General features: G+C 71.0%; 12 protein-coding genes, 2 tRNA genes and 1 pseudogene. 10 read left to right on the top strand and 5 right to left on the bottom strand.

What is annotated here, in order from left to right; genetic code table 11:
* Positions 1-93: 93 nt before the first annotated feature.
* The 6 genes and pseudogenes from BM286_RS07255 to BM286_RS07235 all read left to right on the top strand — a co-directional run bounded on the left by BM286_RS07255 (position 94) and on the right by BM286_RS07235 (position 5,577).
* Entirely contained in the window at positions 94-882 is a 789-nt protein-coding gene (locus BM286_RS07255) for an electron transfer flavoprotein subunit beta/FixA family protein (protein ID WP_092920900.1), read from the top strand.
* On the top strand, positions 882-1,829 hold the full coding sequence (locus tag BM286_RS07250) for an electron transfer flavoprotein subunit alpha/FixB family protein (RefSeq protein ID WP_092920899.1): 948 nt from the start codon (positions 882-884) through the stop codon (positions 1,827-1,829). Before BM286_RS07255 ends, BM286_RS07250 begins: the two co-directional genes overlap by 1 nt.
* Before the next feature lie 92 nt (positions 1,830-1,921).
* Positions 1,922-2,905 carry a replication factor C small subunit gene (locus BM286_RS07245; protein WP_092920898.1) on the top strand — a complete coding sequence of 328 codons (984 nt, stop codon included), beginning with the start codon at positions 1,922-1,924 and terminating at the stop codon, positions 2,903-2,905.
* Positions 2,906-3,282: 377 nt separating this feature from the next.
* Positions 3,283-3,816, top strand: coding sequence for a metallophosphoesterase (locus BM286_RS07240; RefSeq protein WP_092920897.1), 534 nt, complete (start codon positions 3,283-3,285; stop codon positions 3,814-3,816).
* Positions 3,817-4,270: 454 nt separating this feature from the next.
* Positions 4,271-4,402 (top strand): annotated as a pseudogene (locus BM286_RS15920) (DUF7859 family protein); the annotation flags it as partial.
* Positions 4,402-5,577 carry an inorganic phosphate transporter gene (locus BM286_RS07235; RefSeq protein WP_092920896.1) on the top strand — a complete coding sequence of 392 codons (1,176 nt, stop codon included), beginning with the start codon at positions 4,402-4,404 and terminating at the stop codon, positions 5,575-5,577. The pseudogene BM286_RS15920 and the gene BM286_RS07235, both read left to right, overlap by 1 nt.
* A gap of 36 nt (positions 5,578-5,613) precedes the next feature.
* Here the strand turns inward: BM286_RS07235 and ygfZ are convergent, their stop codons facing one another.
* From ygfZ to BM286_RS07220, 3 genes are all read right to left on the bottom strand, one after another.
* Entirely contained in the window at positions 5,614-6,771 is a 1,158-nt protein-coding gene (gene ygfZ / locus BM286_RS07230; protein WP_092920895.1) for a CAF17-like 4Fe-4S cluster assembly/insertion protein YgfZ, read from the bottom strand.
* A 47-nt stretch (positions 6,772-6,818) separates the two neighbouring features.
* On the bottom strand, positions 6,819-7,118 hold the full coding sequence (locus BM286_RS07225) for a DUF6432 family protein (protein WP_092920894.1): 300 nt from the start codon (positions 7,116-7,118) through the stop codon (positions 6,819-6,821).
* 70 nt (positions 7,119-7,188) lie between these two features.
* A complete protein-coding gene (locus BM286_RS07220; protein WP_092920893.1) occupies positions 7,189-7,710 on the bottom strand; it encodes an archaemetzincin family Zn-dependent metalloprotease in 522 nt (173 codons plus the stop codon).
* 39 nt (positions 7,711-7,749) lie between these two features.
* Between BM286_RS07220 and BM286_RS07215 the strand changes: the two genes are divergently transcribed.
* The 3 genes from BM286_RS07215 (at position 7,750) to BM286_RS07205 (ending at position 9,880) form a co-directional block, all read left to right on the top strand.
* Positions 7,750-8,226 (top strand): UPF0146 family protein, encoded by a 477-nt coding sequence (locus BM286_RS07215; protein ID WP_092920892.1) that lies wholly within the window; start codon positions 7,750-7,752, stop codon positions 8,224-8,226.
* Positions 8,227-8,314: 88 nt separating this feature from the next.
* Entirely contained in the window at positions 8,315-9,178 is an 864-nt protein-coding gene (locus BM286_RS07210; RefSeq protein WP_092920891.1) for a TIGR01548 family HAD-type hydrolase, read from the top strand.
* Positions 9,179-9,421: 243 nt separating this feature from the next.
* Positions 9,422-9,880: an OsmC family protein gene (locus BM286_RS07205; protein WP_092920890.1), complete on the top strand. Its 459-nt coding sequence runs from the start codon at positions 9,422-9,424 to the stop codon at positions 9,878-9,880.
* 79 nt (positions 9,881-9,959) lie between these two features.
* Here BM286_RS07205 and BM286_RS07200 read toward each other — a convergent pair.
* Positions 9,960-10,034, bottom strand: a tRNA-Ile gene (locus BM286_RS07200).
* A 68-nt stretch (positions 10,035-10,102) separates the two neighbouring features.
* A tRNA-Asn gene (locus tag BM286_RS07195) sits at positions 10,103-10,175 on the bottom strand.
* A 159-nt stretch (positions 10,176-10,334) separates the two neighbouring features.
* On the opposite strand from BM286_RS07195, the gene cca reads away from it, so the two are divergent.
* Positions 10,335-11,765 carry a CCA tRNA nucleotidyltransferase gene (cca, locus tag BM286_RS07190; protein ID WP_092920889.1) on the top strand — a complete coding sequence of 477 codons (1,431 nt, stop codon included), beginning with the start codon at positions 10,335-10,337 and terminating at the stop codon, positions 11,763-11,765.
* Positions 11,766-11,768 lie beyond the last annotated feature (3 nt).

Here is an 11,768-nt window from a genome sequence, read left to right as displayed (position 1 = left end):
CGGGCCCGATCGTCGGCCGGCGGGGGCGGAAACCGTTCGCCCGCCGCCTCCAGTTCCGAAAACCATTACAGGGCGACCGCCCGAGTATCGATCATGAAGGTTCTGGTGACCGTCAAGGAGGTCGCGGAGGCGGACGACGACTTCGCGATCGAGGGGACCGAAATCGTCGATTCCGACCTCGAGTACGACCTCAACGAGTGGGACGACTACGCCGTCGAGGCCGCCGTCCAACTGGCCGAGGCCGGGATCGCTGACGAGGTCGTGACCGTCACCGTCGGCCCGGAGCGCGCAGACGAGACGATCCGGATGGCGCTCGCGAAGGGCGCCGACCGCGCCGTCCGCGTCTGGGACGAGGCGCTGGAGGGGTCGTTCGCGGACGTCGCCTCGAAGGTCGACCTGTTCGAGGCGGTCGTCGACGAGGAGGAGCCGGACCTCGTCCTCGGCGGCGTCCAGGCCGCCGACACCGGCTTCGGCGCGACGGGCGTCGCGCTCGCGGAGCGGATCGGCTTCGAGCACGCCGCGGTCGTCAACCGCCTCGACGTCGACGCGGACGAAGGGATCGCGCACGTCCACCGCGAGCTGGAGGGCGGCGTCGAGGAGCTGACCGACGTCGACCTCCCGGCCGTGCTGACGGTCCAGACCGGGCTCAACGAGCCCCGGTACGCGAGCCTCCGCGGGATCCGACAGGCGCAGCGCAAGGAGATCGCCGCGAAGGACCTCGACGACCTCGGCCTGACCGCCGCGGACGTCGAGAGCGCGCTGACGATCACCGAGATGTACGAGCCGGAGAGCGAGTCGGACGCGGAGATCATCGAGGGCGACGCCGGCGAGTCTGCGGGGCGCCTTGCCGAGGTCCTCCGCGACAAGGGGGTGGGCGCGTGATGGCCGACGTGCTCGTCGCCGCCGAACACCGCCGCGGAGACCTCCGAGATGTCACGTACGAGGCGATCGCGGCCGGCCGGGAGCTCGCCGACGCGCGCGGCGGCGACCTCCACGTGGCCGTCGTCGGCGGCGACGTCGACGGGTTCGCGGAGGAGCTCAACCGCGAGGGCGTCGACGCGATCCACGCCGTCGACGACGGCGAGGAGTTCGACCACAACGCCTACCAGGCGGCCGTTTCGACGCTCGCGGACCGGGTCGACGCCGGCGCGGTGGTGCTGCCGAACTCCGTCAACGGGCTCGACTACGCGCCCGCCCTCGCGGAGGCGCTCGGCGTCCCGATCGTCACCGACGCGGTCGGGTTCGACTACGACGACGGGCTCACCGTCACCCGCGAGATGTACGGCTCGAAGGTCGAGACGACCGTCGACGTCGCCGGCGACCGGTTCGTCCTCACGGTCCGCGGCGGCGAGTGGCCGCCCGCGGAGGGAGTCGGGGACGCGACCGTCGAGACGGCCGAGGTCGACCTCCCCGAGTCGGGCGCCCGCGTCACGGGCTTCGAGGAGGTCGGCGGCGGCGACGTCGATATCGCGGACGCCGACGTGCTCGTCTCGGTCGGCCGCGGCATCGAGGAGGAGGAGAACCTCGAGCTCGTCGAGGAGCTCGCGGACGCGCTCGGCGCGACGCTGTCCGCCTCGCGGCCGATCGTCGACAACGGCTGGCTGCCGAAGAACCGGCAGGTGGGCCAGTCGGGGAAGGTCGTCACGCCGGACGTGTACATCGCGGTCGGCATCTCCGGCGCGGTTCAACACGTCGCCGGGATGAAGGGCTCGGACACGATAATCGCGATCAACACCGACCCGAACGCGCCGATCTTCGACATCGCCGACTACGGGATCGTCGGTGACCTCTTCGACGTGGTGCCCGAACTCATCGACGAGTTCGCGTAGGCGAACCGGTCCCGCGCCGCGCCGGAGGAGGCCCCCGCCGGACCGGCCGAGTCTCGGTTCGTTTATCACCCCGCCGACCCTCCGATCGGGCAATGAGCGAGGCCGACGAGCAGACGGCTGCGACCGCGACCGGCCGGGAGATCTGGATCGAGAAGTACCGGCCGCAGACGCTCGACGACATCCACGGCCAAGAGGAGATCGTCGAGCGGCTCCAGAGCTACATCGCGCAGGACGACGTGCCGCACCTCCTGTTCTCGGGGCCCGCGGGCGTCGGGAAGACGACCGCGGCCACCGCCATCGCCCGCGAGATCTACGGCGAGGACAACTGGCGCGGTAACTTCTTAGAGCTGAACGCCTCCGACCAGCGCGGGATCGACATCGTCCGCGACCGGATCAAGGGGTTCGCGCGCTCCTCGTTCGGCGGCGACTTCCGGATCGTGTTTCTCGACGAGTCCGACAGCCTCACGGATGATGCACAGGCAGCGCTCCGCCGCACGATGGAGCAGTTCTCCGACAACACCCGCTTCATCCTCTCGTGCAACTACTCGTCGAAGATCATCGACCCGATCCAGTCGCGCTGCGCCGTCTTCCGGTTCTCGCCGCTCTCGGACGAGGCGGTCGGCGGGATGGTCCGCGAGATCGCGGCCGCCGAGGAGATCGAGGTGACCGACGCGGGCGTCGACGCCCTCGTCTACGCGGCCGACGGCGACATGCGCCGCGCGATCAACTCGCTTCAGGCGGCGGCGACGACCGGCGACGTCGTCGACGAGGAGGCGGTGTACGCGATCACGGCGACGGCTCGGCCGGAGGAGATCGAGTCGATGGTGACCGACGCGCTGAACGGCGACTTCGCGCGGGCGCGGTCGACCCTCGACACGCTGCTCACGGAGACGGGGATGGCCGGCGGCGACGTGATCGACCAGCTCCACCGCTCCGTCTGGGAGTTCGACCTGAGCGAGCGCGAGGCGGTACGGCTCATGGAGCGCATCGGTGAGGCCGACTACCGGATCGCCGAGGGCGCCAACGAGCAGGTCCAACTGGAGTCGCTGCTCGCGGCGCTTTCGTTAGACGAATAAGCTGGTCCCGGCTCTCGGCTCGTTCTTTTGTAAACAGTTAGTAGCGGATCGGCGGAGAACGCTTCCAAAGCCTCAGCCGCTCGTTTATAACTGAGTGAGAGCAGATCGACGGTGGACACTTCCAAAGCCCCAGCCGCGAGGGCGGCTGCCCCTCTGACCCGCCCCACACGGCACCGCAACGGCGCCTCACGCCTCCCCAGCCTCGCGGTTCGCGCTCTCCGAGCGCTCACCGCTCCCTCGCGCGTGCGACTCGCGCCCTCCGGGCGCTCGTCGGCACGCAGGGAGGCACTACGCGCCTCTGGCAGCCGGCGGCAGAGCCGCCGGCGACGCCGCCGTAGCAGGCACGCTTTTAAAACACGTCGGCGCGGAGGGTCGGTATGCTCGTCGTCGTCTCCGACACGCACGCACGCGAGGAGTCGAAGCTTCAGGGACGGACCGCGGAGGCGGTCCGGGAGGCCGACCTCGTGGTCCACGCCGGCGACTTCTACCGCGAGCCCGTCTTGAACGCCTTCCGGTCGGCCGCCGCCGAGTTCCGGGCCGTCTACGGCAACAACGACGACGCGGCGATCCGCGACCGGGTCCCCGAGGTGCGGACCGTCGAGTACGCCGGGGTTCGGTTCGCGGTCACGCACCGCCACCGCAGCGGCGACACCGGGCTCGTCATGCTCGGTCGCGGCCGCGACGCCGACGCCGTGATCTGCGGCCACAGCCATCGCCCGCGGTTCGACGACTCGGGCGGCCTGCCGATACTGAACCCGGGCAGCCACGCGCAGCCGCGAGGCAATCGCGCGGCCCACGCGGAACTGATCCCGGTCGAAGGCGATGGCGAGACCGGGGTGGACGGGAAACTGGTAACGACGGAGGGCGAGACCTTCGAGACGTTCCGGATCGAGGGCGACGACGCCGAGTAACGGAGCGACGGACGAGAGAGCGGCGGACGGGGGAACAGCGGATGAGGGAGGCACGACGAGAAGCGGGCGGAGCGCGTCGGCGTCCGCGTCAGCGGGAACCGGACGCGACGCCCCGCGTCCGGCCGGGGCGACCGACGATCGTGTGCGCGGTGACGGACCCGGATCGGCGCGGGTTCGGTCGCCGGCGGTCGGTCGCGCCGATCGGTCGGAGGGGAGTCGGGCAGGGGAGGGAGCGGGCGCGAGTCCGACCGCCGGCGCGTCGGTCGGCGGGTTCGATCGGGTGAGGGCCGAAGCGGGGGGTCGCACCAGTACGTAACGCGGCTGACAACATATACGTGGCTGAGAGACAAAGGAGCGTTTTAGTCACCGAACGAGTCGAGCGAGCGCCGCGGGACTCCGGGGATTGCGCGTCCGCCCGCCTCGAAACTTATAACCGCGTGCCGACGGATTCGAGCGTATGCTCCCGGTCCAACCGCTGTTCGTGCTCCTGTTGGTGGGTCTTCTCGGGCTGTTCTTCTTCGGGTTCCTCCTCGTCCGACGGACGGTGACGGGGCTGAACGAGGGGTACAACGACGGGCGGAGCTGATGGTCGTCGCCACCGCGGCGACCCTGCTCGTCGCCGCCGCCGCGAGCCTCTTCATGGCGTGGTCTATCGGCGCCGGATCGTCGGGGTCGACCCCGTTCGCCCCCGCTGTCGGCGCGAACGCGATCTCCGTGATGCGCGCCGGCCTGATCGTCGGCGTCCTCGGACTGCTCGGCGCGATACTCCAGGGCGCGAACGTGACGGAGGCGGTCGGCACCGAACTGATCGGCGGGGTGACGCTCACGGCCGCGGCGGCCATCGTCGCGCTCGTCACGGCCGCCGCGCTGGTCGCCGTCGGCGTCTTCGCCGGGTACCCGATCGCGACGGCGTTCACCGTCACCGGCGCGGTCGTCGGCGTCGGCCTCGCGATGGGCGGCGATCCGGCGTGGCCGAAGTACGCCGAGATCATGACGCTGTGGGTGCTCACGCCGTTCGTCGGCGGGGGCGTGGCGTACGTCGTCGCGCGCGGACTTACCGGCGAGGCGATTCCGCAACGACCGCTCACCGCCGCGCTCGCCGGGCTCGTCGGCGCGATCCTCGCGAACGTCGGGTTCGCGCTGCTCGGTCCCGCGGGAGAACAGGCCTCGGTCGCGACCGCGCTCGGATCGGGGCTCGGTATCGGCGCGGCGGGCCCGGCCGCGGTGAGTCTCGCGGTCGCCGCGCTCGTCACCGTCGCGGTGTACGCGGACCTCGGCCGGGACCGCGAGGGCGCCCAGCGCCGGTTCCTGCTGGCGATGGGCGGCCTCGTCGCGTTCTCCGCCGGGGGGTCGCAGGTGGGCCTCGCGATCGGTCCCCTCGTCCCGATCTTCAGCGAGGTCGGGGTCCCGCTGTGGGCGCTGCTCGTCGGCGGGGGGATCGGGCTGTTGGCCGGGTCGTGGACGGGCGCGCCGCGGATGATCAAGGCGATCTCGCAGGACTACGCCTCGATGGGCCCGCGGCGGTCGATCTCGGCGCTCATTCCCTCCTTCGCGATCGCGCAGACCGCCGTCGCCTTCGGGATCCCCGTCTCGTTCAACGAGATTATCGTCTCCGCGATCGTCGGCGCGGGCTACGCCGCGGGCGACGCCGGCGTGAGCCGCAGGAAGATGGGGTACACGGTGCTCGCGTGGATCGGGTCGCTCGTCGGCGCGTTCACGCTCGGGTTCGGCGTCTACTCCGCGGTCGACTTCGTGGTGTGAGGGGCTCTCGGACGGGTCCGCCGGTTTCCGCCCGTCTCAGGCCCGAGGCTCGGGATACGTCGGCAGCCGCGCGGAGTCGGCGCTCCCCTCGACGAACGGGAGGTCGACGGCGGTCGCGCCGACCTCGTCGCCGTCGACGCGCACGGTGACCCGACCGAGGTCGGCGTCGAACGCGACGAGCGCCAGTGCGATCGGCACGTCGGTCGCGGGGCCGACCGCGGTCCGAGTGATCTCGCCGATCGCCTCGTCGCCGTCGAAGACGGCCGCCCCGGACGCCGGAAGCGCGTCGTCGATCCCCTTCGGGTTCGCGTCCGCGTCGATGCCGGCCACCGCCTCGGCGAGGGCGTCGAGTTCGAGGCCGGCGAGCCGCCGGCTCGGTCGGCCCTGGTTCTCCACGCGCGAGACGACCTCCTGACCGACGTAGCACCCCTTCTCGAAGTCGAGGGCGTTCCGGAGGCCGAGGACGTTCGGGACCGTCCCCGCCAGTTCGTACTCGAAGAGCGGCGTGCCGGCCTCGGTCGCGAGCGCGTCCCACGTCCGGTAGCCGAACGGCGTGGCGTTGAGCCCGCGGTTGATCAGCGTGTCGAACACGTCGCTCGCGTCGGCGGCGGCGCAGACGATCTCGTACCCTTCCTCGCCCAGCGGCGCGTCCGTCGCGATCACGGTGACGCCGGCGTCGACCATCGACCCGCGGACGAACGAGAGCGGCCCCTCCGGCGCGCCCGGCCCGCCGAGGACCGAGGCGACCTTCTCGGTCGACTTGGGGCCGTGGACGCCGAACACGCCGAACTCGTCGGAGACGTCGTCGATCTCGACGTCCTGGATGAACACGTTCTCCGCCCAGTCGGCGGCGACCGACTCGACCCGTTCCGGCGGGAGGAAGACGAGCAGTCGCTCGTCGGCGTTGTACACGTACATGTCCGTCTCGATCCCGCCCTGCGGGTCGAGCAGGAGGGCGTACGTCCCTTCCCCGTCCTCGGCCGGGACGCGGTTGGAGACGGCGTTGTCGACGAACTCGACGCGGTCGTCCCCCCTGACGGCGAGGACGCCGTATCCCATCTCGATCACGCCGGCGACCTTGCGGACCGCCTTCCCGACGCGGACGGGCTTCCCGTAGTGGTCGACCACCTCGCGACCGCCGCGGTCGCGGTACACCGCGCCGTGCGCGTCGTGGGTGCCGGAGACGAGCGTCATGGTCGGACGGAGGCGATCGAGGGTCAAAAGGCCGCCGTCTCCGACGGCTACAGTCCGATCCGGTCGCGGATCGCGTCGACGAGCCCCGCCGACGGGTCGTCGGTCGCCGCCTCCGGGTCGGGAACGACCCGTTCGTGGGCGTACACCCGGACGCTCTCCTCGGTCTCGACGAGGATGAGCGAGTCGTCTTTCAGCGCCGAGAGCCCCTCCTCGACGGCGTCGATGTCGGCGTCGACGGCTGCGCGGAGTTCGAGGACGGTCATCCCCTCGTCGCCGCGGTCGACGAGCGCGTCGAGCAGCGCGACCTCGACGTCGGGCCGGTCGCGGTATTCCGGCTTTGCGGCCATACCTACCCTTTGTGCGGGACGGAGTTTACGTCTACCGGCGGGGAAGGGGGGAGACCGTCGACTCGCAGCGTCAGCGAACGAGCCGAGAGCAGGTGCCACAGAGGTTCTCCTCTTTCACGTCGACCTCGCGGACGGTGGGTGAAAACGACATCACGCACTTGCTGTTGTCGCAGTGTTCCAACCCGAGCGTGTGCCCGATCTCGTGGACGATCTCCTTGCGGACGCGGTCGGCGAACACGTCGGCCGCGGGCTTGGTGGAGACGCCGCCGTCGGAGGAGGTCCGGAGGCGGTGCGTGGAGATGACGGAGCCGCTGCCGTTGAGGTACGCGAGGCCGAACACGTAGTTCCGGCGGCGGTAGTAGAGGTCCTCGGGCGTGATGCCGATGTTCTTCTCGCCGCCGCCGACCCGGGTGACCGTCTCGATGAGGTCCTCGGCGCGGTACTGGTCGCGGTCGGCGTCGAACGCGGAGTCGGGGATCGCCTGATCGTCGTGGACCGTCACGTCGCAGTCGTACACGGAACGCAGCGCGCCGGAGGCCTCCCGCTTCACTCGGGGGGTAACCTCTCCGACCGGGACGATGTCCACGAGCATGGAACCGCTTTTGGCCGCCGCGGTCATAAAGCCCGCGCCGTGGCAGCAACACCCCCGTCGGAGCGGGCGCTCGTCGACGCGCTCGACGGATACGAGCGATCGATCGAGGTCGGGATCGGGCGGCGTCCGGGCGTCGCCCGGGCGCTCGTCGACCGCGGCCGCGAGGTCGTCGCGTTCGACGTCGAGGTGAGCGAGGCGGTACGGGACGCGGCGACGGAGACGCGAGCGTCGGCCGGGGGGTCACTCCGAGTCGCCGCCGCGGACGTGACGACGTTGGCGGCGGCGGACGGCGACCGGTCCGTCCGGGAGACGCTCGGACTCGACGCACCAGAGGGCGGCGGTTTCGACGCCGTGTACGCGCGGAACCTCCCCGCCGAACTCCAGCGGCCGACCGTCGCGCTGGCCGAGCTGCTCGACGCGGCCTGCCTGTTCACCACGCTCGGGTTCGAAGAGCCGGTGGTCGACGTTTCTCGGCGGTCGACGGAATCGGGCACCGTTATGTACGTCGCGCGCTGACGAGCGCGGGACCGGGCGGCGGGGCACCGAACCGGCGACGCCGGCCGCGAACCCGAACGTTCATTCCGCCGCCAGCCGGGGTAGCGGTATGCAGGTCGACGCAGTGATCCTCGACATCGACGGGGTGTTGGTCGACGTGGCGGACTCCTACCGGCGAGCGATCCTCGAGTCGGTCGACCGGGTGTGCGGCAAGCCGATCGACCGGAACGCCGTCCAGGCGTTCAAGGACGCCGGCGGGTTCAACAACGACTGGGATCTGACCGACGCCGCCGCGCTGTTCGTGTTGGCCCGCCGCGAGGGGCTCCGGATGGACGTCGACGAGTTCACCGACCGGGTCCGCGAGCTCGGCGGCGGCCTCGACGCCGCCAAGGAGGTCGTCGGCGACCTCCCGCGAGTCGCGCAGGCCCGGGTCCGCGACCAGTGGGACCGGGACGCCCTCCGGGAGACGTTCCAGGCGCTGTACCTCGGCGCGGAGCTGTACCGCGAGCTGGAGGGCGGCGAGCCGCCGGTCGAGGCGGACGGATACATCCGCGACGAGCCGACCCTCGTCGACCCCGAGACGATCGCCGACCTCACGGCGCGGTTCGACGTCGGCGTCCTCACCGGGCGACCGGCCGCCGAGGCGGACATCGCCTTGGAGCGCGTCGGCCTCGACGTGCCCGACGACCGCCGGTTCACGATGGACGACTGGGAGGCGGGGAAACCCCACCCGCGGGCGCTCGTCGAACTCGCGGAGCGGTTCGACGCCGACCGCGTCGCGTTCGCCGGCGACACCCTCGACGACGTGCGGACCGCGCGTAACGCCGACGAGACGGACGAGACGCGCGTCTACTACGGAATCGGCGTCCTCACGGGCGGACTCACCGGGGACGGGGGGCGCGAGAAGTTCGCCGAGAACGGCGCCGACGCGGTGGTCGACGACGTGAACGAACTGGTGGGTCTGTTGGAGTAGCCGGCGGCGCGCTCGCGGCCGCGGCTCCCTGACGGTCAAGCGGTCCGAGATCGTTCCGGGGGCGCGCTCGCAAGAATCTCCGGTGTCCGTGACGCGTCGTGGTGGCGTCAGACGACGAGCGAAGCGGAATCAACGTTCTCAGCGCTTCGAGGCTGCTTCTGCGCGAGGCGGCGGCGTCACGGTCACCGGCACGAACCGGACCGGCTTCGACGGTTTATGCGCCCTCGTCCGCTAACGCAGTCGATGAGTGACGCCAACGCGACGCAGCGGATGGAGGTCAGCGGCGAGAGCGACGGCGAGTCGAAGTTCGTCGCCCGGGCTCGCGACCACGAACTGGTGATGGACGACCCGGAGGCGATGGGCGGGGACGACGAGGGCGCGATGCCCGTCGAGTACCTGCTCGCCGCCTGGACCGGCTGCCTCAACGCGACCGTCCGCGCGGTGGCGCCGGACTTCGACCTCGACGTCGAGGGCGTCGCGGTCGAGGTCGCCGGCGGGTTCGACCCCCGCAAGCACCTCGGCCGCGCCGAGGAGCCCCGGGCGGGCTACCAGGGCGTGGAGGCGTCCGTCGACGTCGACTTCGCCGGCGACGTGGACGACGAGACGTTAGCCGAGTTCACCGCCGCCGTCGAGGCGCGCTGTCCGGTGAGCGACAACCTGGCGAACGAGACCGCGACCGACGTGACGCTTCGACGGGAGTAAACGGCGTCGGGCGTCGCGTTTTCGGCGACCGGACGATCTGATCCGCGGAGGGACCGTCCGGTAACGGGTATACCGTGGATGGGCCCTGCCGGATTCGAACCGGCGATCAACTCGTTATGAGCGAGTCGCTTTAACCGGACTAAGCTAAGGGCCCGTACTCGTCGGTACGTCCGAGACGTTTTTGAGCGTACCGACTCGCGGCGAAGCGGGTGAAACAGAAGGCGCCGAAGCCAGGACTCGAACCTGGGACCGCCTCGTTAACAGCGAGGCGCTCTACCAACTGAGCTACTTCGGCTCACTTCCGGGTACTCGCGTCGTTTTGATAGGGCTTTCGTTTCCGCCCGACGGAGCGGGATCCGCCCGACGAGAGCGGAGAGAAACGCTACCGCGAGCGCGCTCAGCGCGGCCCCGATCCGACCGACACGTTTTCGGCCGGACCGCGAGACCGTTCGGTATGGACGAGTTGGAGGCGGTGCTGTCGCGGGTGCGCGAGCGGGTCCTCCCGGAGCCGGACGAGCGCGAGCGGCTGCGCGAGACGGCCGCGGAGCTGACCGAGCGGGCCCGCGAGGCCATCGCCGACCTCCCGGTCGAGGCCGACGTGGTCCAGGTCGGGTCGACCGCGCGCGGCACGTGGGTCGCGGGCGACCGGGACATCGATCTCTTCGTCCGGTTCGACGCGGACCTCGACCGCGCCGAGTTAGAGGAGTACGGCCTCGAAGTCGGCCACGCGGTCCTCCCCGACGGCCACGAGGAGTACGCCGAACACCCGTACGTGAAGGGGAGCCACGAGGGGTTCGACGTCGACTTAGTCCCCTGTCACGACGTGGAGCGGGCGGCGGAGCTGGTCTCCGCGGTCGACCGCACGCCGTTCCACGACGCGTACCTCTCCGCGCGGCTCGACGACGACCTCGCGGCGGACGTGGTGCTGGCGAAGGCGTTCCTGAAGGGGATCGGCGCGTACGGGAGCGACCTCCGCACCGAGGGCTTTTCGGGGTACCTCACGGAGCTGCTCGTGTTGGAGCTCGGCGGGTTCGTTCCCCTCGTCGAGTCCGCGCGGAGCTGGCACCCGCCGGTGGAGTTCGATCCCGAGGGACACGCCGAGCGCACGTTCGATGACCCGCTGGTCGTCGTCGACCCCACCGATCCGACGCGGAACGTCGCCGCGGTGCTGTCGGCGACGAACCTCGCGCGGTTCCAGCACTACGCGCGGGAGCTGCTCGCGGCCCCGGGCGAGGGCTTCTTCGAGCCGGAGAAGCCGGAACCGCTCAGTTCCGCGGAGGTGCGCGACCACCTCGATCGACGGGAGACGACGCCGGTCGCGGTCCTCTTCGACGCGCCCGACGTGGTCGACGACCAACTGTGGCCGCAGCTCCGGCGCTCGCTGGACGGGATCGTCGGCGGCCTCAACGAGCACGGCTTCGACGTCCTCCGAGCGACCGCCATGACGGACGCCGCGGGAGCGACGGGCACCGCCGGAGCGGACGATCCAGGGGAGACGACCGAGAGTGACGGGTCCGACGGACCGACGCGGGCCGCGCTGTACGCGGAACTGGAGGTGACCGAGCGGCCGGCCGTCGAGCGCCACGACGGCCCCCCGGTGGCGGTACGGAAACACGCCGCGAGCTTCTACGAGTCGTACGTCGACGACGTCGACCCCGACACCTACGGACCCTTCATCGACGGAGACCGGTACGTCGTCGAGCGGGAGCGCGAGTTCGCCACCGTCCGGGAGTACTTGGAGAGCGACGCCGCGAGCGACGTGGCGCTCGGGGCGCAGGTAGAGCCGGCGTTCGACGACCGCGACGTGTTGGTCGGCGGGGCGGTCGCGACGCTCGCGCCCGCATTCGGTCGGCCGCTCCGCGAGTTCTACGAGCCGCGACCCTGATCC

The organism is Halorubrum sodomense, from assembly GCF_900111935.1.
In the GTDB taxonomy this organism is placed as follows: domain Archaea; phylum Halobacteriota; class Halobacteria; order Halobacteriales; family Haloferacaceae; genus Halorubrum; species Halorubrum sodomense.
Note: the sequence above shows the minus strand (reverse complement) of the source record. Positions and strands in the feature narration are given on the sequence as shown.